This window comes from Acidiphilium sp. 20-67-58 (assembly GCF_002255515.1).
Taxonomy (GTDB): domain Bacteria; phylum Pseudomonadota; class Alphaproteobacteria; order Acetobacterales; family Acetobacteraceae; genus Acidiphilium.
In genome coordinates, this window is sequence record NZ_NCAS01000038.1 from 1 (window position 1) to 22,043 (window position 22,043).

Sequence of the window (22,043 nt, forward strand, 5' to 3'; positions counted from 1 at the left end):
GCAGCACCGGAAGCCTCGCCCCGCTACCTACGAACGCCACCATGCCCAGCAGGCGAGGCATAATCCCGTTTCCATAGGATCGTGAGACGTCACCGGCACTGAACAGCTACGGCACCTTATCCCCTCGGGGATATGTCCAGTCTCAAAGTATGAGGTTTCGTCAGGTGACGCGCCGCCTTGTGTGGCGTCGATAATCTCGAATGATATTTCCAAAATACGCCTCAAATTCAGAAAAAATATCAGGTAGGCCGATCTAATACGCTCTTTTAGATTTGGCGCATGATATGGTTAATTTCCCATTTAAGGAATATTTATCTCCGCAGGGTGCGCGGCCTCGGCGGCGGATCAGGCGGCGAGGTCTCACCTCCGGCCCGGCAACTTTGGGTCCTTCCCCAGCCATGCGACCGGCGGGGATTTCGCCCGCCCTGTCTCCGGCTGGGTGCAGGTCCGCAAAACCTGTCCGCAGTCCGCACCGGGCGCGGTCCTGTTTCACGCGCGCGGCGGTTACCCGTTGCTCGCCGGTTCCGCTTCCCCCAGCCGATCAGGCTCATAGCCTCGCACACGGATTGCAGGATTTCCGCGCCTTTCCCGCCATTGTCGATGCTTCCACCCGGCACCCGACAGAATCGCCCCTATTTCGGCGGGCGTGACATTCCAGGCGGGGAACGCGGCACGGCAGGCGGCGTGCAGGGCTGGTGTCGCAACCCGCCCCTCGCCGGATGCAGCAGCCAGAGCGCGGGCCAGTAGCAGCACAAGCCCGGCAGCGTCCTTCATGGTCCGGTCTCCAATGTGAACGCCAGCAGCGGGGCCATGTCGCGGGCGGCGGCCTCGATAACGGCTGGATGATCGGCTCTTGGCGTCTCGCCCAGCCGGGCCAGCAGTTCGGACCATTGCCGATCCAGCACCCGGATTGCGGCATCGTGCGACCGGCGGGCGGAGATGATCCGGGCGCGGAGTTCGGCCTTCGTCGTCATGTCCGCACCTCCCGCACCTGCCCAGCGCCAAGCGGCGGATGGCACGCCATGCAGCGCCAGCCCTTCGGCCTCTCCGCCTCGCACCACCAGGACGCACCCCGGCAGCACCGGCAGCGCGCGCTGGGCGTCGGCTGGATCGTCGGATCAGCCCATGAGACCGGCAAGTGATGCGGCACCGCCGCCGCCGTGTCTCCCGATCCCTCCGCGATTACGGCGGCGCGTTCCTCGCCCTGATAAGCCGCCTCGTTATCGGCCTCGGCCAGCAGTTCGGCGGCGAGGGCATCCCGCCGGGCGCGGGCCTCGGCCATCAGTGCGGACGGCACCCGGCTTGCGTGCTGCACAACCGGGCGGTCCCCTCTCAGCACCACCTCCGCCCCGGCGGCGCGAAGCCGGGGGAGCAGCGGCGAGGCGGAAAGGGCGGCGCTCACAGTTCCACCTCATCCGAAAAAATTTCGCTCCACCCCCCATTCGGGTCACTGCCAAAACTGACAAAAGCCCCGCTAGGGTCACTTTTGGCGGTTTTGTCAGTTCCCGGTTTGGGAGCCTCATAAAAATTTTTCCGATAGATCGCGCTGGGGCGGCCTCCGGTCGTCTCGGTCTTCACCACGACATGATGAAAGTCTGCCAGCACCTCTAGCGCCCGTTCCGTCGCTACCCGGTCAAGCCCGGCCCAGCCCCGCCGGTAAACGTCGCGGGCGGTGAAGGTCTCCGGCAACTCGGGGAGCCGCCCCGCCAGCAGCAGCGCCGCGACCATGCCGGGGTCGAGGATTTGAGCGTATAGGCGGCGGGCGTGGCTCTCCAGGTATTCAGTCCAGCGGATCGCGCGGGAGACATGCCTTGTACCCACCGCCGGAGCGTCGGGCGTGTCGATCAGGTGGAAGATCAGGGCCAGCGACGGCACCAGAGAGCGATATTTCGTCAGATGCGCTTCAAGCGCCGGGGGCATGTCTTCGGCATAAAAGCGCCGCTCGAATACCTCCCGCCAAGCGTTGAAAGCGTCCTGCCCGGCATCGTCAAAACGGATCGTCGGAATCTCGGTCGAGGTCGGGTCTCCAATCTGATCCAGCCGCTCGAAAACCGAATAGGCGCGGGTCTTCGCGGTCGTATCGGGCCACTCGTCAACGTTGCGCCAATCGTCGCCACGATCCGGCCAGACCAGCAGTTGCATACGCTGCAACAAGCCATCGTCCCCAGCCCCGCCCGCATTGGCTTGTGCGATGTATGAACGCAGTGGTCCCGGCTGGATTCCGCCCATCAGGGAGACGCAAGCGGCGTCGATTTCTATGGTTCCGCGCCCGATCCGGTCATAGGTGTAAGCCCCGTTCCCGTTCCAGGCTTCAAGATAAAATGCCCGGTCGTTCTCATGACCGTCCTTGTCCATCGAACGCAGCAGCCCGATCAGTTCATCCCGGAACAACAGCATCCCGCGCGGCGTCTCGATCAGCAGTTCGCCTAGCTTTTCAACGGTCGGGTCTTGCGTGACGTAACGGCGGCGGACAGGCGGCTTAATATCCTCGTCGTCCGCCCCCATCGCCGCGCGGGCGGCCTTTTCCGGGTCGTCGCCCGCCTTCATAGCTTCCCTGATGCTTCGCCCAGCGCTCTTTGTTCGCTCTTTCGCTACCAGCTTCGCTATCGATCCGTTCAACTCGTATTCGGCAACCTCCCGCTCGTATTTCTTCCGGGCCTCGATTTCCAATCGAGACAGAATTTTCCGGGCTTCGGCAATCGCCGGGGTCTTCATGAGCGAAGGGCGACCGACAACAGCCCCCCAGAGATTCGGCACCACAAGCCAGTCATCCCGCCGTTTTGGGTATATCCCCATCTGGCGACCGATCACGGCGCTTGCGGTGACGATGGCAGCGACGGCGGGGAAGTCAGGCGGGCATTGCATCCGGTTTGCAATGTCCAGCACCCAAGCCCGGAAGGCATCGGGCAGGAGGTCGCCGGCAAAGGATGCGACCGGCGGCAAGGAATCCGGCAACGGGATCGGGGCTATCGAGGTTTCGGGCCACCCCTCGGCATCGCGCGCGCTCTCGGTCTGCCCTTCGCTTACGGTTGCCTTGTCGTATATCCGCCGGAGTTCCCTACCCCCTGCTTCATTGCCCTTTTCGGCGGTCCATTCGGCTGTTGCGGGATGCTCGCGGAGAGCGGCGGCCATATCCTCATATGACCAGCCCACCGCCTTCAATGCCGCGCCCAGCATCATCGCGGCCTCGCTCCGGCTTCCGCACTTGTCGAGACGGTCGAGCGCGCGGCTCAGGCGCGGCGTCGAGGCGGCGGCGCGGTCGAGACGGTCGAGGATATTCCCGGCGGCGGGTGCGGCTTGTGCGGGCTTCCCATGCGGTGCGGCGGCCATCTTCCGGCCCTTAAATGCCGGGCCAACTTCGCGGATCAGCCGGAGTAAGTCATCGGTCGGGATCAGTTCGATTGCCTTCGGCGTTCCGGCAAGGTGATCGTCCGTTACCGCAAAGTAGCGGTTCCCCAGGTGCAACTCGATAGCGGGCGGATGGTCGCCACCACCGCGTTGCCACAGTTTGCCGTAGTCGGTTCCCATAGCCTCGCGGAGTTTGGGCAGGTCATCGGCGTGATAGCGGAAATACAGCTTCGCGCCGGTCTGGCTGGGGCTTACTTCGGCATAGGTCGGGATCATGTCGATAACGTCCCCGGCCCATGTTTCCATGTGTCCGGTTTCGGGATCGCGGCAGGTATCTAGGTCGATACCGCCCAGCCGGTAGCCATCGCCCAGATCGGACAACTCGATTCCGATACCACCTGCCCCATCCTGCACGATACGGCGCGCGGCGGCCTCGGCCTTGTCTCGGGTTGCCCAGGTTGAGGGATCGTTTGCCTTGGCGGGGTAGCCCGTTGCGGGGTTCAACGGCTCTTTCGTCGGTTTACTGTTCCGGTCGATTATGTGCCACGCCACCCAAAGCGGGCGGGATGCGAGGGCATCGAGGTCAGGCGCGGCGGGGATCGTGATTCCGTCCATCAGCGCGACTCCCGCCGGTCCAGCCGGGCGAAGCCGAAAACCAGTGCGGTTTGTCGGTCGTCGTAACGCTGGATCGCGGAGACGATGCAGCGGCGCGGGGGTTTCGGGCGGACAGTCAGCACCCGGCGGCGGGGGGCCTCGGGGTAGCGGCGGATCAAATGCTCGGGGTAGAGCAAGGGCGTAGCCTTTCTATCGGGGCCACGCTGGGGGTTGACTGGAAAGGGTTAGAGTCTCAGAGGTAGCTTGCTAAGTTTACTGAGGGTTTTTTTGTTCTCTAGCCCTGTCCCGCCCGCCCCTTTGCGTGGCGGGTTTTTTTATGCAGCCAGTGCGGCGATTGATCGGGTTTTGATCCTTACGGACGTTCCGATCTTGACCGCTTCCAGTCTCCCGGCAGCAATCCAGCGGCAACAAGTTGGGCGGCTTATTCGTAATGTCGCGCACGCCTCAGCAATCGTTGCCAGTGCAGGGGGTGATGTTAAGTCAATCGGTCGGGGTGGACTTGAGATTTTCGGCAAGGTCGCTCCTTTCATCTGTTGCGATTCGGTGAACCGCTGTGACTTTCCTATGCCCATAAGGGGGCATCTCGCAATAAGGGCATCTTTCACAGCCGTAGGGATTTTCGCTTGCTTGATTGGTAGCGTGTAAATCTCCGCCTGTTAGCACTCATGCCCGCCCCCGAATCGGCACCACCTCCGCTGCGCCATTCTCGATACCGTCGAGGGCATCGGCCAAGAGTTGCAGGGCCTCGGCAACTTGGGGGCGGTAACGGGATTTGTTGTAGGTGCTGGCAAGCGCTGAATGAATCGCAACATGGTTCAGCGCCGCTTCAACGATGTCGGGCATGATGCCCATCTCGCCCAGCAGCGTTGCTCCCGTTCGGCGTAGGTCGTGGCGATGCCATCCGGCAGTATTGCTCGCCCGCTGGATCGCGACGGTTGCCTTGTGCCAGTTCGAAAGCCTCCCGCCCGTCCCGGTCGGAAACAGGTAATCAACAGGGCCGGCATCATCCGGTTTGATTGCGGCAAGCAGTTCGCGCGCTTGCCGGGAAAGGGGGATCAGGTGCGGTATTTTGTTTTTGGGCTGGATAATGATCCAGGTCCCCGCCTCTAGGTCCACGTCCCGCCATCTCGCATCAACGGCCTCGTCGCGCCGGGCCAGCGTCAGCAGGATGAACCGCATACAGGCGGCGTAAGGGGTCGAGCCCGCTTTCAGCAGCGGCAGCAGCCGGGCCAGTTCATCGCGGGATAGAACACGGTCCCGCCGCCCAGGTGACGCGGGCGGCCTCAAGGCGGCCATCTCCGCCGGCACATAAGCGCGGCCCGGCGCGCTCGCCCATTTCAGGGCCGGGCGAATGTAGCGCACCGCCGCACCGGCAGACTGCCGCGCCGGCCAGCCATCGGCGGCAAGTTGCAGATCAACCAGCGTGATCTTGGGTAACGGAACGTCGATCAGTTTCCCGAACACGCTCTTGATGCGGCCTATCTGCTCCGGCCAGCTTCGCAGGTGTTCCCCGTGCAGCTTGGCATAGAGGTCCAGCAGCGCGCCCAGCGTTCCGATACCGTCCCGCCCTTCCTTGGCTATCTGCCGCCGCCGCCGGGCGTCCGCTATGGGGTCGGCTCCGCCCTTCACTTCGGCCCGGACGATAGCGCCACGGGCGCGGGCGTCGGCAATGCCCATCTGGGGGTATTCCCCCACCGGAAACCGCCTCAGGCTCCCCCAGCCATCGCGGCATGCCATGACCCAAGCGCGCCGGCCTCGGGGCGTGATGCGGAGACGGAGACCGGCGGTAGCTGAGTCGATCAGTTCGATCATCTTGCCGGTTTCGTTCACCCGGCGGATCGCGGAATTGATCGCAGTCTCGGTCAATCGGACGGTCATGCCTTGTGCCTCGCTTTGTGCCTCTCCCGTGCTTCATGGAATCCCGGATAGCATGAAGCAGGTTGAAACAACCTGAAACAGCCCTAAGGCATAGTTCAGGCATTATGCAAGGCTTTTCGGAACACTATCAGGGTGGGATAAGGCGGCTTGATACAGGGTGAGGCGGTCAAACTACCTTATTCGTAATCAGTAGGTCCCCAGTTCAATCCTGGGTGTCGGCACCATCTTTGTAACGCTGCCTCGAAGCCTCCATCGCGATGGCGCCATTCACGAGACGATATAGGCCCTCAGGGAGTCGACCTCGAATTCGGCCTCCTCGATCCTAGCCTTGACGAGATCGCCGATGCTGACCAGCCCCGCGAGTGTATCGTCCTCGAACACGGGGAGATGACGGCACCGATTGGTGGTCATGGCCAGCATGGCGTCCAGAATGGTGACATCGGGCGTGCATGATGCGACCAGTCGTGTCATCAGATCCGCCACGGTGCGGTTTTTGATGTCGCCATCAAGGTCACCTACGGCTCTCATGATGTCCCGTTCGGACAGCATGCCGATAAGTCGGCCGGCATCGTCGACCACCGGCGCCGCACCAATCCGCTTCGCTGCAAGAAACCTCGCGGCCTGGGGTATCGACTGACGCCCCTTGAGGACGACAGCCCCCCAGCCCTTCTGATCGAGAATTTGTCGAATTGTTGTCATCGCTTGTTCTCCGCAGTGGCGATACGGCTCTTGTCACGAACGCCGGAAAGAGAACGAGACCAGCGCGCGCAAGACGACCATTGCTCAAAGCTCCCCTTGGACATCCGATCAAAATGACCAGTCGGCGAAGTCTGGGAGCCGTTCCAGTATCCCGGTCTCAAAACTATGATCCCTCCGCTCGCGCAGGACCAGTACTTAAATGATCTGCGCGCGGAGCCAGCCATGCAAAACGCAACTGCATCTTAAAGCATCATCCGATCGGATGATGCGCTATCCGAGCATTACCTTTATCAGGGAAATAACGGGCGCAGGATAAGTTCCCAGAACCACGAGTACCACAGTGATGATACCGATCAGAGCGCTGCCCGATATCGGCACCCTCAGGCGACGAGCAGGGTCATCCTCCTGCAAGGGCGGCAAGCCCATCGCGATCAACACGCGCAGATAATAAAACAATCCGATCACGCTGCCGAGAACAAGTGCAGCGACCAGCCAGAACATCGCGGAGCCAACACCGGCAACGACAAGATAAAATTTCGCGATGAAACCCATTGTCGGCGGCATGCCGGCAAGAGAGAGCAGCATGAATGCGAAGCTCGCGGCGAGGAATGGGCGGGTGCGGAACAGGCCGCGGTAATCCTCGATCCGGTCGGCATCGCGCTCCGCACCCGGCGCGCTGAGCAGCGCGATGATGCCGAAGGCACCTAGGCTGGTGACCGCATAGGCCGCGAGGTAATAGGCCGCGGCATCCACGCCGAGTGCCGGCGCGGCAAGGAAGGCGACGAGCAGATAGCCCAGATGGGCGATGGAGGAATAGGCGAGCAGTCGTTTCACGTTGGTCTGCAGCAAGGCGAGCAGGTTGCCCGCGAGCATGGAGAGGATCGCGACCGCGGCGATGCCGGCGCGCAGCGAGGCATCCGCATGGCCGCCGGCGAGGGCGAAAAAGCGCAGGATCACGGCGAAGACGGCAATTTTCGAGACCACGGCGATGAAAGCGGTGACCGGCGCGGGCGCCCCCTCATACACATCGGGCGTCCACATGTGGAACGGGACCAGCGAGAGCTTGAAGGCAACGCCGGCGAGAATGAGCGCGATGCCGACGAGACGGTAGAGATCGGCCGGGCCGGCTTGATGGGCGAGCGCACCGATGCGGTCGAAGGACATCGAGCCGAAAGCGGCATAGATCAGCGCCATGCCGAACAGCAGGAAGGCGGAGGCGGCGCCGCTGAGGATGAGATATTTGGTGCCGGCCTCGGCTCCGGCGCCGCGCGGGCCGGCATAAGCGATCAGCCCGAGCAGCGAGATGCCCAGCGTTTCAATGCCAAGGAAGAACGATGCGAAATGCACGCTCGCCGGCAGGATGGCGGCGCCCAGCGTCGCGGTGAGCAGGAGGAGATAATATTCCTCGCGCGGCCCCTCGCCCACCCGGTCGAGGTAGATCCAGGAAAGCACGGCGACGACCAGGGCGGAGACCAGCACCAGGCCGGCGTAGAACAGGGCGGCGCCGTCGATGATGAAAAGCTTCGTCACGGCGACGGGGGATGCGGGGGCTGCGAGCGGCAGGGCGATGCAGCAGAGCAGCAGGCCGGCGATGGTCGAAAGGGCGACGAGGTGGTGATCGCGGCGGATGGCGATCAGCAGCATGACCAGGATCGTCACCGCGCCGAGCAGGGTGAAGGGCGCGAAGGCGGCGAAGGCCGGGGCGGTCATGGCCGGGGCGGTCATGGCGCGCGCTCCGCGACGTGTTGGGGCAGTGAAGCCGAGACCGCGGCGCTGTGCTGCACGGCCGACAGGCCCGGCGCCACCTCGTCAAAGACGGGCTGCGGATAGAGGCCGAGCCCGACGATGGCGACCACCAGCACCGCCATGACGGCGAGATGCGGCGGCGAGAGATCGGCGATCGTGTGATGGTGTGTCGGTTCCTGTACCGCGCCGTGGAAGGCGCGCTGGACCAGCAGCAGCGAATAGGCGGCGGCGGCGACCAGCCCGAAAGTGGCGATGACGGTGAAGACCACGCTGGCCCGGAAACTGCCGAGCAGGATCAGGAATTCACCGATGAAATTGCCGAGGCCGGGCAGGCCCAGCGAGGCGACGGCGAAGAACATGCCGCAGGCGGACAGGCGCGGCACCTGCCCCCAGAGCCCGCCCATGCGCCGCATGTCGCGGGTGTGGATGCGTTCCTGCAGGGCGCCGACCAGGACGAAGAGCGCGCCGGTGCTGATGCCGTGCGCCACCATCTGCGCCACCACGCCCTGCAGGGCGAGCGTGCTCCAGGCAAAAACACCGAGCAAGACGAAGCCCATGTGGCTGATGCTGCTATAGGCGACCAGGCGTTTGAGGTCGTTCTGGCCGTAGGCGAGCAGCGCGCCGTAGAGGATGCCGGCGACCGCGAGCACCATCGCCACCGGGGCGAAGGCGTGCGCCGCCGCGGGAAACAGCGGCACCACGAAGCGGATCAGGCCGTAGGCGCCGGTCTTCAGCAGGATGCCGGCGAGCAGCACGGACCCCGCGGTCGGGGCTTCGGTGTGGGCGTCCGGCAGCCAGGTGTGGAACGGCACCGCCGGCAGCTTCACGGCGAAGGCGATGAAGAAGCCGAGCATCAGCAGGAAGCCGGTGGTCGGGCTCATTTTCGTGCCGAGCAGGGCAAAATAGTTGAAGGTGAGATCGCCGGTCGCGTGCTGGTGGCTGAAGACGAGCACGAGGATCGACACCAGCATGAGCAGGCCGCTGCCCTGGGTGAAGAGAAAAAACTTGATCGCCGCGTAGGAGCGGTTCTCGTGGCCCCATAGCGCGATCATGAAATACATCGGCACCAGCATCAGTTCCCAGAAGAAGAAGAACAGGAACAGGTCGAGCGCGAGGAAGACGCCGATGACGCCGGTGGTGGTCCAGAGCAGGTTGGCGTGGAACAGGCCGGAACGATCGGTGATCTCGGTCCAGGAAATCACGACGCAGATGAGGCTGAGCACGATCGTCAGCAGGATCAGGACCAGGCTCAGCCCGTCGAGATCGAGTTCGAAGGAGATACCGAGCTGCGGAATCCATGGGGCGTCTAGCTGCGCGATCCACGCGCCATGGCCCGGAGCGGCGGCGGCGCCGATCAGGGGGAGTGCCATGAGAAGTTCGAGCGTGAGCACCGCGATCGAAACCCAGCGCGGGGCGTCCGGGTTGCGGCCGCCGGCGATCCAGGCCAGCCCGCCGCCGATCGCCGGGAAGATGAGGAGCCAGAACAGGATCATCGCAGCACCGCGATCGCGATCAGGCCGACCGAGCCGATGGCGAGGCTCGCGGCATAGAGGCGGACCCGACCGGTCTGGGTACGGCGGATCGCCCGGTGGAGCGCCTGCGTGGCCCAGGCAATGCCGTCGTAGAAACTGTCGATGAAATCGTCGCGGTCGACGCGGGCGGCCCAGATCACCGGGCGGACCAGCAGTCGGTCATAGAGCAGGTCGAACCCGGCGGCGCCATGCCAGAAGCGCCAGAGCGGCGTTTCGGCCGGCGGGCGCGACGGCCGCCAGTAGAGCACGGCGGCCAGTGCGATGCCGAGGATGGACGCGGCGCTGGCGAGCAGCAGCGGGGTGATGTCGGTCACCTCCCTAGTCGGGGGCAGCACCGGGGCGAGGAGCCTGGAGAGCAGCGTGACGTGGCCGAAGGCCGACGGCAGTTCGATGAAGCCGCCGACCAGCGACAGCACCGAGAGCACCAACAGCGGCACGATGACGCGCCAGCCGTAGGAGCCACTGACATGGGTATGCTCCTCGCCGAAAAACGCGATGAAGACGGCGCGGAAAATGTAGATTCCGGTGACGAAGGCGCCGATCACGCCGGCGAGCCAGAGCACGCGGCCGCCATTGCCATCGGCCCAGGCGCCCGAGAGGATCGCTTCCTTGCTGTAGAACCCCGAGGTGATCAGCGGCAGGGCGGCAAGGGCGGCGCTGCCGATCAGAAAGCTCCAGAAGGCGGCGGGCAGGCGCCGGGCCAGGCCGCCCATCCGGTAGATGTCCTGCTCGTGATGCAGGCGCATGGTGACGGTGCCGGCCGAGAGGAACAGCAGCGCCTTGAAGAAAGCGTGCGTCATGAAGTGGAACATCGCCGCGCGCCAGGCGCCGACACCGAGGGCAAGGAACATGTAGCCGATCTGGCTCATCGTCGAATAGGCAAGGATGCGCTTGATGTCGTTCTGCGCGAGGGCGCTGAAGCCGGCGAGCAGCAGGGTCGCCGCGCCGACGATGCCGACGGTGATTTCCGCCGCCGGCGCGAGCAGGAACAGCACATGGGTGCGGGCGATGAGGTAGACGCCGGCGGTGACCATTGTCGCGGCGTGGATGAGCGCGCTGACCGGGGTGGGGCCGGCCATCGCGTCGGGCAGCCAGGTCTGCAGCGGCAATTGCGCGGACTTGCCGACGGCGCCGCCGAGCAGGAGGAAGGCGATCAGCGTCGCGGCCGGCGAGCCGACATGCCAGGTGTGGGCGGCATCCCGCATCGCCCCGGCGATGTTCAGCGTGCCGAGGCGGCTGGCAATCAGCAGCAGGCCGATCAGGAAGGCGGTGTCGCCGACGCGGGTGACGATGAAGGCCTTGCGTGCGGCGAGGCCGTTGGCGGGGTCGCGCCACCAGAAGCCGATCAGCAGGTAGGAGCAGAGCCCGACCCCTTCCCAGCCGGCATAGAGGGCGAGGAAATTGTCGGCCATCACCAGCAGCAGCATGGCGGCGACGAAGAGGTTGAGATAGGCGAAGAAGCGGCCGTAGCCGTCCTCGCCTTCCATGAATTCGGTCGAGAAGAGATGGATGAGGAAGCCGACGCCGCTGGTGATGAGCATCATCAGCAGCGAGAGCGGATCGACCCGCAGGGCGAGGCCGAAGGAGAAATGGCCGACCGCGAACCAGCGCCACAGGGCCTGCTGGTAGGCGGCGCCGGCCGGCGGGTCGAGCAGGAAGGCGCCGGCGATGGCAAAGACGATGACGGCGGCGAGGCCGACCGAGAGCACGCCGATCAGCGCCTCGGCGCGGTGCGACAGGCGCCCGGTGCCGAGCATCAGCACGATCGAGCCGAGAAGCGGCAGGGTGGGGACGAGCCAGAGGACATGCTGCATCTGCCTACCCTCTCAGACCGTCGCCGGCATCGGCATCGAGCGTGGGAATCCGCCGGTGCATCAGCAGGATGAGTGCCAGGCCGACCGAGACTTCCGCCGCGGCGAGCGTGAGCACGAGGATGAACATGATCTGCCCGTCCGGCGAGGCCCAGCGGGCGCCGGCGACGATGAAGGCGACGCCGGCCGCGTTGAGCATCACCTCGAGCGACATCAGCATGAACAGCAGGTTGCGGCGGACCAGCACGCCGACGAGGCCCAGCGCGAAGAGGATCGCGGCGAGCAGCAGACCCTGGTCGAGCGGAACCGTTGCCATCGCGCTAGTCCGTTCCCATGACGGAGCGGCCGAGATGGAATGCCGCGACCAGGCCGGCGAGCAGGAGGAACGAGGCAAGCTCGACCGCGAGCATGTAGGGGCCGACCAGGGCGACGCCAACCGCATGGGCGCTGATCACCGCAGAGGCGGGGTGCGGCAGGCCGCCGGAGATGGCGACCGCACCGAGTTCGATGGCCAGCAGCAGGGCCAGGATGGACGGGCCGAACCAGGTGGCGGGGTGCAGCCAGCTGCTTTCGAGCCGGGCCGCTTCCTCGCCGATATTCAGCATCATGATCACGAAGACGAACAGGACCATGATGGCGCCGGCATAGATGATGACTTCCAGAGCCGCGGCGAAGGGCGCGCCGAGCACGAAGAACACGAGGGCGACGGCGAGCAGCGAGACCGTGAGATAGAGCAGCCCGTGCACGGCGGAGGGGCGGGTGATCATCATCGCCGTCGCGACGATCGCGATGATCGCGGAGATGACGAAGGTGGCGTTCATGATCCGTTATGCCTCCCCTTCCCGTCCGCGTTCATGGCAGCAGGCTGCGCGTGTCGATCGGCTTGCGCTCGCGCGCGGCCTCGCCCTTGTCCTTGCCCGGGATCGCGAGGCCGGAGACGCGGTAGAAATTGTAGTCGGGATACTTGCCGGTGCCGCTGATCAGCAGGTGTTCCTTCTCGTAGACGAGGTTCTGCCGGTCGTATTCGCTCATCTCGAAATCGGGGGTGAGCTGGATCGCATAGGTCGGGCAGGCTTCCTCGCAGAAGCCGCAGAAGATGCAGCGGGAGAAATTGATGCGAAAGAATTCGGGATACCAGCGGCCCTCGGCTTCGGTCTTCTGCAGGCTGATGCAGTCGACCGGGCAGGCGACCGCGCAGAGATAGCAGGAGACGCAGCGTTCCTCGCCATCCGGGTCGCGGGTGAGCACGATCCGGCCGCGATAGCGCGGAGCGAGATAGGGCATCTCGTCGGGATAGGATACCGTCACGTTGCGCTGGAACAGGTGCAGGAACGTGTACCAGAGCGTGACCAGCGAACTCAGCATGATCCCCTCCCCTTCATATGGCCGGCCCGGCGAGCATCAGCGCGCCGGTGATGAGGATGTTCAGCAAGGTGAGCGGCAGCAGGATTTTCCAGCCAAACGCCATGAACTGGTCGTAGCGCGGGCGCGGCAAGGCGGCGCGCAGCAGGATGAAGAAGGCGACGAAAAACCCGGTCTTGATCGCGAACCAGAGAAAGGGCGGCAGCAGCGGGCCGTACCAGCCGCCAAGGAACAGCACCGTCGTCATCGCCGAGACGACGATGATACCGATATATTCGCCGACGAAGAACATGCCGAACTTCATGCCGGAATACTCGGTATGGAACCCGGCGCCGAGTTCGTTCTCGCCTTCGGGCAGGTCGAACGGGAGGCGATGGGTTTCCGCGATACCGCCGAGAAAGAAAACGACGAAGCCGATGAATTGCGGCACCACGTACCAGAGATGAAGCTGGCTGTGGACGATATCGGTGAGGTTGAAGGAGCCGGCGAGCATCACCACGCCCACCAGCGACAGCCCCATGAAGACCTCGTAGCTCACCATCTGGGCTGCGGCGCGCATGCCGCCGAGGAGCGAGAACTTGTTGTTCGACGACCAGCCGGCAAGCACCACCGAGTACACGCCAAGCCCGCTCATGGCGAGGAAGAACAGCAGGCCGACATTGAGGTTGCCGATGATGCCGATCATCGGGGTCGCCGGGACGACGGCGATGGCGAGCATCACCGTGACCATCGAGATCGCCGGGGCGAGGACGAAGATGACCGGGTCGGCGAAGGGGGGGATCCAGTCCTGCTTGAACAGCAGCTTGATTCCATCGGCGACGACCTGGAGCACCCCGAAGGGGCCGGCGCGATTGGGGCCGTAACGGTCCTGCCAGAAGCCGAGCAGGCGCCGCTCGATCCAGGTCAGCAGGCCGGCGGCCGCCATCAGAACCGCGAGGCCGATCACAACGTTCAGCAGGCCGATGACGATCTCGTTGCCGTGGGTCATGACACGGGCGGCTCCGCCGGGCGCAGCCGCAGCAAGTCAGGGATGGCGTGCGCCTTGTGCGCGAGGCCGGCGAGCCCGGCGATGCCGCGCGGCAAGGCGGGGTCGATCTCGACCGCCAATTCTACCCGCGCATCGCCGATCTCGCAGGCCAGGGCCTGGCCGGCGGCGACGCCGAGGGAGGCGGCGTCCTCGGCGTTGAGGACGAGGGCGGGCGGTGTCGCGCGTTCGCGGATGGGCGGGGCGCGGCCGGCCTGTTCATCGTCATTGAAGACGCGAGGCAGCAGGATCGCGCGCCAATCGTCCGGCCGCGGAGAGAACGCGGCGGGGATCGATGCGTCGTAGGGCCGCGCGGCGTCCGGCCGGGCTTCGAGCAGGCGCACGCCGGGATCGCCGCCCTTGAGCGGGCCGTCGATTTCCGCCTGGAAGCGGTTGAGCGACTGCACCGAGTTCCAGCCCGGCGCCCAGAAGACCGGGCGCAGGGCCGGCGGGATGGTGCCGTGATGGCCTTCCATCGTCGCGCTGAACGGCGAGTCCGCCGGGACGGGCGGCTTCTTCTCGTGCACGTTGCGCCCGGCATCGATTGCGGTGCGGCCGGAATAACGGCGGGTTTCACTGGCGATGCGGGAGCCGACGACCCGGAAATCCGCCGGCGGCGCGACAGCCGGCAGGGTGGCGAAGTGCGGCAACGAGGCGGCCAGCGCGGCGGCGATGGCGTCGGTGGTGGTCAGGCTCTCGCAGGAGGCGAGCCCCGCGGCGCGGGCGGCGGCAACAAGCCAGCGCCAGGATTCGACGACAGCGTCCTCCGCGATGATCGGCGGGTAGAAACGCTGCGCCCGCCCCTCGGCATTGACCAGGGTGCCTTCGGCCTCGGCGAAACTCGCTGCAGGCAGGACGAGATCGGCCTGGCGCGTGGTGGGGCTTTCGGAATGGTCGAGCACCACGAGGCGCGAGGCGGCAAGCGTGGCCTCGATCACCGCCGCGGGCGCGCGGCGATGGAGGTCGTTTTCGAGCACGATGACAAGGGGCGCCCGCCGCGCCAGCGCGGTTTCGACACTGGCCTCCCCTGCCGTCATCAGGGCGAGGCCGAGGCTGTTGCATTCGGGCACGTTCAGCAGCAGCGCCGGCGTCTTGCCGCGGGCACGCAAGGCGATGGCGATGTTGGCGGCGGCACGGACGATGCTCTCCTCGCCGCTCTCGACGCCGGAGACGACGAGCGGGTTCGGCGCGGCAAGCAGCGCGTCGGCGATCTCGCGCGCGGCGGCGGCGAGGTCTGCGGACAGATCGGGAACGTCCGGCGCTGCGTTGTCGATGCGGGCGGCCACCGCGAAGCCGAGGCGGGCGATGTCGTCCGGTGCGGCGCGGAGGGCGCGCTGCGCGATGTCGTCCAGCCGTGTCGAGGCGGGGGTGGCGATGAAGACGGGGCTTCGCGTGTCGCCGGCGTGATTGCGCACGCCGGTATCCTGCCAGGCGGGGATTTTCGCCGCCGCCGCGCGCGCGATGCCGGCCCCGCGCGCGGCCTGCCGGATCGAGAGCGCCGCGCGCGGGGCGGCGTTGGGCAGGTCCGAGCCGAGCACCAACACCGCATCCGCCGTTTCCATTTCGCGCAGCGAGGGGACATGGACGGCGCCGGAGCCAAGAATGTCGGCGACAAGGCGCAGCAGGCGCGCCTCGCCCGCACTGACGCCAGGATAGAAATTCTGTTCACCGACGAGCTGGCGCAGGACGTAGTTCGATTCCAGCGAGGCGCGCGGCGAGCCGATTCCGATCACGGCTTCGCCGGCGCGCAGCAGGGCGGCGAGACGGGCGAGCGCATCGTCACGATCGATCGCAGCCTGGCTGCCATCGTCGCAGCACCGGAGCGGGGCGCGCAGACGATCCGCCTCGTTGACGAAACCGTAGCCGAACCGGCCGCGGTCGCAGAGGAAATAGGTGTTGACCGCGCCGTTGTAGCGATTGACGATGCGGCGGAGACGGTCGGCGCGGGCATTGGCGATGGTGTTACAGCCAAGCCCGCAATGGGCGCAGACCGAGGGTGCGCCGCGCAGATCCCATTTGCGGACGTAATGCGCGGAAAACGTCTTGTCGGTGAAAACGCCGGTCGGGCAGATCTCGATGAGATTGCCGCTGAACTCGTTTTCCAGCGTACCATCGGCGTGGCGGCCGAAATAGACGTGATCGTGGGCGGCGAAGACATCGAAATCGCGGCCGCCGGCATAGTCGCGATAGAAGCGCGAACAGCGGTAACAGGCGATGCAGCGGTTCATCTCGTGCTTGATGAACGGCCCGAGATCCTGGTTCAGGTGGGTGCGCTTGGTGAAGCGGTAGCGACGGTAGGTGTGGCCGGTCATCACCGTCATGTCCTGGAGGTGGCATTCGCCGCCCTCTTCGCAGACCGGACAATCATGCGGGTGATTGACCATCAGCCATTCGATCACGCTGGCGCGGAAGGCGGCGACCTCGGGATCGGCGATCGAGAAGCGCGCGCCCTCGGGCACCGGGGTCATGCAGGCCATGACCATGCGGCCGGTCTCGTCGTCCGGCCCGTCATATTGCTTGACGGCGCATTGCCGGCAGGCGCCGACCGAGCCGAGCGCCGGATGCCAGCAGAAATACGGCAGATCGAGCCCGGCGCCGAGGCAGGCCTGGAGCAGGTTTTCGTCGGGCTTCGCGGTCAGGGTCTTGCCGTCCACCTCGAAGGTCGTCATGTCCAGCTCTCCGCCGTGTCGTGCCAGGGGCAATGCCGCTCGCTGACATGACGTTCGAATTCCTCCCGGAAGAACTTCAGGCCGCTGCGCAGCGGCGCCATGGCACCGGGGGCGAGATCGCAGAAGGTGCGGCCGGGGCCGAGGAAGTCGACGTGATGGGCGAGCAGCTCGATGTCATCCGGCTCGCCCTCGCCGGCTTCCAGCGCGATGAGGATGCGCTCGACCCAGGGCAGGCCGTCGCGGCAGGGGGTGCACCAGCCGCAGGATTCCTGGGCGAAGAAATGCTCGATGTTGCGCAGCAGGCCGACCGGGCAGCGCTTCTGGTCCAGCACCAGGATATTGGCGGTACCGAGCCAGCTGCCGATCTTGCCGACGGAGTCGAAATCCATCGGGACGTCGAAATTCTCGCGCATGATGAACGCGGTCGACGCGCCGCCGGGCAGCACCGCGCGCGCCTCGTAGCCCTCGCGCATGCCGCCGGCATGTTCCTCGATGATTTCGTTGAGCGGCGTGCCCACCGGCAGTTCCCACAGACCGGGGCGGTTGACCCGGCCGCTGACGCCGTAGAGCTTGGTGCCGCCTTCGGTCGCGCTGCGGCTCAGGCCGAGAAACCAGTCGGCGCCGCGCTCGATGATGGACGGCACGCAGCACAGCGTTTCGACGTTGTTGACGACGGTGGGCTTGCCCCACAGGCCGCTGGTCGTCGAGCGCGGCGGGCGGGTGCGCGGCACGGCGCGCTTCCCCTCCAGTGCAGAGAACAACGCGCTGGCCTCGCCGCAGATATAGCGCCCGCCGCTGCCATGGACGTGGATGGTGAGCGAGAAGCCGGAGCCCAGGATATCGGTGCCGAGATAGCCGCGCGCCTCGGCCTCGGCCACGGCGCGGGAGAGCCGTTCCATCGCCAGCACGTATTCGCCACGGACGAAGATGTAGGCGGTTTCGGCCTGGACCGCGAAGGCGCCGATGATGATCCCCTCGATCATCAGATGCGGCGCGGCTTCGAGCAGGAGACGGTCCTTGAAGCTGCCTGGTTCCATCTCGTCGGCGTTGATGACGAGGTAACGGTGGCGCGGGGCGTCCGCGCCATGGGGCGCGCCTTCCCATTTGCGGCCGGCGGGGAAGCCGGCGCCGCCGCGGCCGCGTACCTTCGCGCGCTTGACCTCCTCGACGACGCTTTCCGGGGACATGCCGAAGGCCTTGCGCATCGCCGCGTAACCACCGGCGCGCTCGTAGCCGGCGATATCGAGCGGCTGGCGGCCCGGCTGGATGCATGAAGTGAGGGGTCTGTCCACCATCGCCATCACCTGTATTGCTCCAGGATCGTGTCGATCCGCTCGGGGGTGAGGTTGCCGTGCAGGTCGTCGCCGATCATCATCGCCGGGGCGCGATCGCAGCAGCCGAGGCAGACGATCGGCAGCAGGGTGAACCGGCCATCCGGCGTGGTTTCCCCCGGCTCGATGCCGAGGCGCTGGCGCAGCAGGTTGCGCGCCGCAGTTGCGCCCATGACCCAGCAGGCCACGCTGTCGCACAGCAGGATGACGTGGCGGCCCACCGGGCGGCGGAAGATCAGGTTGTAGAAGGTGGCGACGCCGTCGAGCTCGGCGGGAGTCATGCCGAGCAGGGCGGCCACTTCGGCGAGGTGATCGTCGGAGACATGGCCGTGGCGCTTCTGCACTGCCTTCAGCGCATCGATGCCGGCGGCGCGCGGGGTTTCGGATTCGCGCAGAAACGTCGCGATCGTCTCCCGCAGGGCGGGATCGAGCGGTGCGGACGCCGGATTGCGTTCAGCGGTCGACATCGGCCATCACGAAATCGATGCTGCCGATGATCGCGATCAGATCGGCGACATAGGCGCCGCGGCTGATCAGCGGGATCATCTGCAGATGGGGAAAGGACGGGGTGCGGATGCGGGTGCGGTAGGAGACGGTGTCGCCGTCGGCGACCAGGTAATAGCCGTTGATGCCCTTGGTCGCCTCGATGCTGACCATCGCCTCCCCGGGCGGCAGCACGGGGCCCCAGCTGACATTGAGGAAATGGGTGATCAGGGTTTCGATGTCCTGCATCGTCCGCTCCTTGAGCGGCGGCGTGGTCAGCCGGTGGTCGGACTTGTAGGGGCCGGGCGGCATGTTTTCGAGGCACTGGCGGATGATGCGCAGGCTCTGGCGGATTTCCTCGATATGGACCACCACGCGGTCGTAGCAGTCGCCGTTGTGGCAGATCGGGATGTCGAACTCGAGCTGGTCATATCCGGAATAGGGGCGCTGGCGTCGATAGTCCCAGCCAAGGCCGCAGGCGCGCAGGCCGGGGCCGGTCACCCCCCAGTCCAGCGCTTCCTCCAGCGTGTAGGCGCCGACGCCGATAGTGCGGGCCTTGAAGAGGCGGTTGCGCATGACGAGCTTGTCGTATTCATCGAGCCGCTTCGACTGGTAGCCGAGATAGTCGCGGATCATCCGGTCCCAGCCCTGCGGCAGGTCCGCCGCGACGCCGCCGATGCGGAACCAGGCGGGATGCATGCGGAAGCCGCAGATCGCCTCGATGATCTGGAACACCCGCTCGCGGTCGGAGAACATGTAGAAGACCGGCGAAAGCTGGCCGACATCCTGCGACATGGTGCCGTAGAACACGAGATGGCTCGCGATGCGGAACAGCTCGGCGAGCATGATGCGGATCATCTGCGCGCGGGACGGCACCTCGATCCCGGCGAGGCGCTCGACTGCAATCACATAGGGGAAGTTGTTCATCACGCCGCCGAGATAGTCGATGCGGTCGGTATAGGGGATGTAGGTGTGCCAGGACTGGCGCTCGGCCATCTTCTCGGCGCCGCGGTGATGAAAGCCGATCTCGGGCACCGCATCGACGATTGCCTCGCCCTCGAGCTGGAGGATGATGCGAAAAACGCCGTGGACGCTGGGGTGGTTGGGGCCGAGATTGAGGAACATGAAGTCGGAGTTCTCGCTGTGCCGCTTCATGCCCCAGGCCTCGGGGTTGAAGCGCAGCGCCTCCTGTTCGGCGCGCTCCTTCTCCTCGGTGAGGATGTAGGGGCCCATCTCGGTGGCGCGGGCGATGTAGTCCTTGCGTAGCGGATGACCGGTCCAGGTCGGCGGCGTGAGGATGCGGAACAGGGTCGGGTGGCCGGCGAAGCCGATGCCGAACATGTCCCAGACCTCGCGTTCGTACCAATTGGCGTTGGGCCAGATATCCGCGATGCTCTGCACCTCGAGCGCGCCCTCGGCGAGCGGAACCTTGATGCGGACATCATCGTTCCGCTCGAAGGAGACGAGGTGATAGACGAGGGTGAAATCGGATGCTGGCAATCCATCGCGATGGACGCGCTGGCGTTCGTCGATCGCGGTGAGGTCGTAGAGCATCTGGAAGCGCCTTGTGGCGCCGTCGCGCAGGTGCCGGATCACGGCATGCAGGATGTCGCGATCGATCCAGATCGTCGGGATCCGGTCGGCGGTCTGCTGCAGGGTGAAGGAAATCGGCCCGAGCGTCCGGACCAGGTCGGACACGATGCCCTGTTCGGCCTCTGTGGCGGGGATGCTGTTGAATTCCGTCAGCATCCCGCCCTCCCTACACGCTGTCCGGCGTGGGGAGGCTGCCGGCGGCTTGCCTCTCCTGGTGTTTGAGATCGCGGAAGCTGGGCCGCTCGATCTTCTCGGCGCCGTTGGGCCCGACCATCCAGCTGAGCGGCCGGCGCTCGGAACCGATCGAATTCTGCAGCAGCGTCAGCCCTTCGAGCAGCGCATCCGGCCGCGGTGGGCAGCCGGGAACGTAGACATCGACGGGCAGGAAGCTGTCGGCGCCCTGGACGACGGCGTAGATGTCGTACATCCCGCCCGAGTTGGCGCAGGCGCCCATCGAGATGACCCAGCGCGGCTCCAGCATCTGGTCGTAGAGATACTTGATGACGGGCGCCATCTTCACGAAGACGGTACCGGATATGACGATCAGGTCGGCCTCGCGCGGGGTGGCGCGCAGCACTTCCGAGCCGAAGCGGGCGATGTCGAACTTGCTGGTGAAGGCGGTTGCCATTTCGACATAGCAGCAGGAAAGGCCGAAATTGAACGGCCAGATCGAATATTTGCGGCCCCAGGCCACCATGTCTTCCAGCCGACCGAGGGCTACGTTGCGGCGCACGGCATCGGTGAAGGTGCCACTACCGGGGGATGGGGCGGGCGCGTGGCCGGCGGCGCCAAGGCCGCGGAGCAGCGGCGCCGTCGTGGACGCCTGTTGTCCCGTTCCGCCTTTGCCAAAGGTGAACCGCATGGCGTCAGCGCCCCCGCGCCCTGGCAAGTGGCCGTGGCCTCGGCCCCCATTCCAGCGCCCCGGCGCGCCACAGATAGACGAGGGCGGCAAGCAGGGCGAGAATGAAGACCGTGATCACGACATAGCCGGTCCATCCCGCGGCATGGACCGCCGTTGCCCACGCGTAGAGATAGGCGGCCTCGAGATCGAAGATCACGAAGAACATCGCGATGAGATAGAATTGCACGGGAAGCCGGAAGCGGGCGTAGCCGACGGTGACGATGCCGGATTCGAACGGTTCGCTGGTGGCCCGCTTCATGTGCCGCTGGCCGAGGAAATGAGACACACCGATCATACCCGCGACCAGAGCGACCACGAAACAGGTGTAAACCAGCATTACCCAATAATGGGTGGCATACCCCATAGTCGACGTCCTTCACTCCAGCAGCGCGGATACCGCGAACATCGGAACCAACCGCAAAACGACAGGACTATTAGTTTGTTAACTGACACTATCAACTTGCCGTCTGTCAAGAAGACTTTCAGCAAGGAGAATATTCAAATTTCCAATGGCATAAAAATCAACACGTTATCGGCAACCCGTCGTCCAGGCGCGCGCCGACAGGCTGATAGCGCGCCTTCCGAAAAGGGAGATCTGCCCCATGATGGGACGGAGACACATGATCGCTCCCGGCGCGCAGGTTCAGCTGGCGCCAGAGCCGAGTCGCCGTCAGAGTACGCTCCGATCCATCCGGATCGGATGTCGTGCTCTGTCTTATTGATAATTAGAGCATCTTTATCCGATCAGATGATTCCATCTGATCGGATGATGCTCTAGGTTTCAGTCATCACGCGAATGGACAACAATGCCGAGGCCGATCTTGATTCCCGAACCATTGGCCTGACACTGCCTCTGGGCGTAGTCATCTTGGGCGAGCGTGACGGCCTTGCCATTCACGCGAATGAATGGACCTTCGATTGGCTGGACCTGAAACATGCCGACTGATTTATTGTTTATCCACATGTTTTTTATTATATTTGAACTGAAAGACATATCCAAAATAAATCTACATGTTTTTTTAGATAAATGTCTTATTTTTATTTTATATTT

20 protein-coding genes and 1 pseudogene are annotated in these 22,043 nt (G+C 65.1%); all 21 read right to left on the reverse strand.

Features of this window, described 5'->3' with window-relative positions; translation table 11 throughout:
* Window positions 1-770: 770 nt before the first annotated feature.
* A complete protein-coding gene (locus B7Z76_RS13370; protein ID WP_174502893.1) occupies window positions 771-974 on the reverse strand; it encodes a hypothetical protein in 204 nt (67 codons plus the stop codon).
* Window positions 971-1,402, reverse strand: coding sequence for a hypothetical protein (locus B7Z76_RS13375; RefSeq protein WP_291344520.1), 432 nt, complete (start codon window positions 1,400-1,402; stop codon window positions 971-973). The genes B7Z76_RS13370 and B7Z76_RS13375 overlap by 4 nt, the downstream gene beginning before the upstream one ends.
* Complete coding sequence (locus B7Z76_RS13380) at window positions 1,399-3,963, reverse strand: DUF3987 domain-containing protein (protein ID WP_291344522.1); 2,565 nt, start codon at window positions 3,961-3,963, stop codon at window positions 1,399-1,401. Before B7Z76_RS13380 ends, B7Z76_RS13375 begins: the two co-directional genes overlap by 4 nt.
* The gene (locus B7Z76_RS13385) at window positions 3,963-4,139 is read right to left on the reverse strand and encodes a hypothetical protein (RefSeq protein ID WP_174502896.1); all 177 of its coding nucleotides are present in this window, start codon (window positions 4,137-4,139) and stop codon (window positions 3,963-3,965) included. Before B7Z76_RS13385 ends, B7Z76_RS13380 begins: the two co-directional genes overlap by 1 nt.
* Before the next feature lie 138 nt (window positions 4,140-4,277).
* Window positions 4,278-4,535, reverse strand: a complete 258-nt coding sequence (locus B7Z76_RS16345) for a helix-turn-helix domain-containing protein (RefSeq protein WP_366925313.1) — start codon at window positions 4,533-4,535, stop codon at window positions 4,278-4,280.
* 91 nt (window positions 4,536-4,626) lie between these two features.
* Window positions 4,627-5,841: a site-specific integrase gene (locus tag B7Z76_RS13390; protein WP_291344524.1), complete on the reverse strand. Its 1,215-nt coding sequence runs from the start codon at window positions 5,839-5,841 to the stop codon at window positions 4,627-4,629.
* Window positions 5,842-6,108: 267 nt separating this feature from the next.
* The gene (locus B7Z76_RS13395) at window positions 6,109-6,540 is read right to left on the reverse strand and encodes a CBS domain-containing protein (protein WP_174502899.1); all 432 of its coding nucleotides are present in this window, start codon (window positions 6,538-6,540) and stop codon (window positions 6,109-6,111) included.
* A 270-nt stretch (window positions 6,541-6,810) separates the two neighbouring features.
* The gene (locus tag B7Z76_RS13400; protein WP_174502900.1) at window positions 6,811-8,265 is read right to left on the reverse strand and encodes an NADH-quinone oxidoreductase subunit N; all 1,455 of its coding nucleotides are present in this window, start codon (window positions 8,263-8,265) and stop codon (window positions 6,811-6,813) included.
* A complete protein-coding gene (gene nuoM / locus B7Z76_RS13405; RefSeq protein WP_174502901.1) occupies window positions 8,262-9,779 on the reverse strand; it encodes an NADH-quinone oxidoreductase subunit M in 1,518 nt (505 codons plus the stop codon). The genes B7Z76_RS13400 and nuoM overlap by 4 nt, the downstream gene beginning before the upstream one ends.
* Window positions 9,776-11,632, reverse strand: coding sequence for an NADH-quinone oxidoreductase subunit L (gene nuoL / locus B7Z76_RS13410; RefSeq protein WP_291344527.1), 1,857 nt, complete (start codon window positions 11,630-11,632; stop codon window positions 9,776-9,778). The genes nuoM and nuoL overlap by 4 nt, the downstream gene beginning before the upstream one ends.
* A gap of 4 nt (window positions 11,633-11,636) precedes the next feature.
* Window positions 11,637-11,945, reverse strand: a complete 309-nt coding sequence (gene nuoK, locus B7Z76_RS13415; protein ID WP_174502903.1) for an NADH-quinone oxidoreductase subunit NuoK — start codon at window positions 11,943-11,945, stop codon at window positions 11,637-11,639.
* A 4-nt stretch (window positions 11,946-11,949) separates the two neighbouring features.
* Window positions 11,950-12,450 carry an NADH-quinone oxidoreductase subunit J gene (gene nuoJ, locus B7Z76_RS13420; protein WP_174502904.1) on the reverse strand — a complete coding sequence of 167 codons (501 nt, stop codon included), beginning with the start codon at window positions 12,448-12,450 and terminating at the stop codon, window positions 11,950-11,952.
* Window positions 12,451-12,481: 31 nt separating this feature from the next.
* Complete coding sequence (nuoI, locus tag B7Z76_RS13425; protein ID WP_007423370.1) at window positions 12,482-12,994, reverse strand: NADH-quinone oxidoreductase subunit NuoI; 513 nt, start codon at window positions 12,992-12,994, stop codon at window positions 12,482-12,484.
* A gap of 13 nt (window positions 12,995-13,007) precedes the next feature.
* Window positions 13,008-13,979, reverse strand: a complete 972-nt coding sequence (gene nuoH, locus B7Z76_RS13430) for an NADH-quinone oxidoreductase subunit NuoH (RefSeq protein WP_174502905.1) — start codon at window positions 13,977-13,979, stop codon at window positions 13,008-13,010.
* Window positions 13,976-16,684 carry an NADH-quinone oxidoreductase subunit NuoG gene (gene nuoG / locus B7Z76_RS13435; RefSeq protein WP_174502906.1) on the reverse strand — a complete coding sequence of 903 codons (2,709 nt, stop codon included), beginning with the start codon at window positions 16,682-16,684 and terminating at the stop codon, window positions 13,976-13,978. The genes nuoH and nuoG overlap by 4 nt, the downstream gene beginning before the upstream one ends.
* Window positions 16,681-17,985, reverse strand: coding sequence for an NADH-quinone oxidoreductase subunit NuoF (gene nuoF / locus B7Z76_RS13440; RefSeq protein ID WP_291344538.1), 1,305 nt, complete (start codon window positions 17,983-17,985; stop codon window positions 16,681-16,683). The genes nuoG and nuoF overlap by 4 nt, the downstream gene beginning before the upstream one ends.
* Window positions 17,985-18,482, reverse strand: a complete 498-nt coding sequence (gene nuoE, locus B7Z76_RS13445) for an NADH-quinone oxidoreductase subunit NuoE (RefSeq protein WP_291344532.1) — start codon at window positions 18,480-18,482, stop codon at window positions 17,985-17,987. The genes nuoF and nuoE overlap by 1 nt, the downstream gene beginning before the upstream one ends.
* On the reverse strand, window positions 18,469-20,247 hold the full coding sequence (gene nuoC / locus B7Z76_RS13450) for an NADH-quinone oxidoreductase subunit C/D (protein ID WP_291344534.1): 1,779 nt from the start codon (window positions 20,245-20,247) through the stop codon (window positions 18,469-18,471). The genes nuoE and nuoC overlap by 14 nt, the downstream gene beginning before the upstream one ends.
* A 10-nt stretch (window positions 20,248-20,257) precedes the next feature.
* A complete protein-coding gene (locus B7Z76_RS13455; protein ID WP_201712597.1) occupies window positions 20,258-20,953 on the reverse strand; it encodes an NADH-quinone oxidoreductase subunit B in 696 nt (231 codons plus the stop codon).
* A gap of 4 nt (window positions 20,954-20,957) precedes the next feature.
* On the reverse strand, window positions 20,958-21,356 hold the full coding sequence (locus tag B7Z76_RS13460; RefSeq protein WP_174502909.1) for an NADH-quinone oxidoreductase subunit A: 399 nt from the start codon (window positions 21,354-21,356) through the stop codon (window positions 20,958-20,960).
* 417 nt (window positions 21,357-21,773) lie between these two features.
* Window positions 21,774-22,043 (reverse strand): annotated as a pseudogene (locus tag B7Z76_RS13465) (hypothetical protein); the annotation flags it as partial.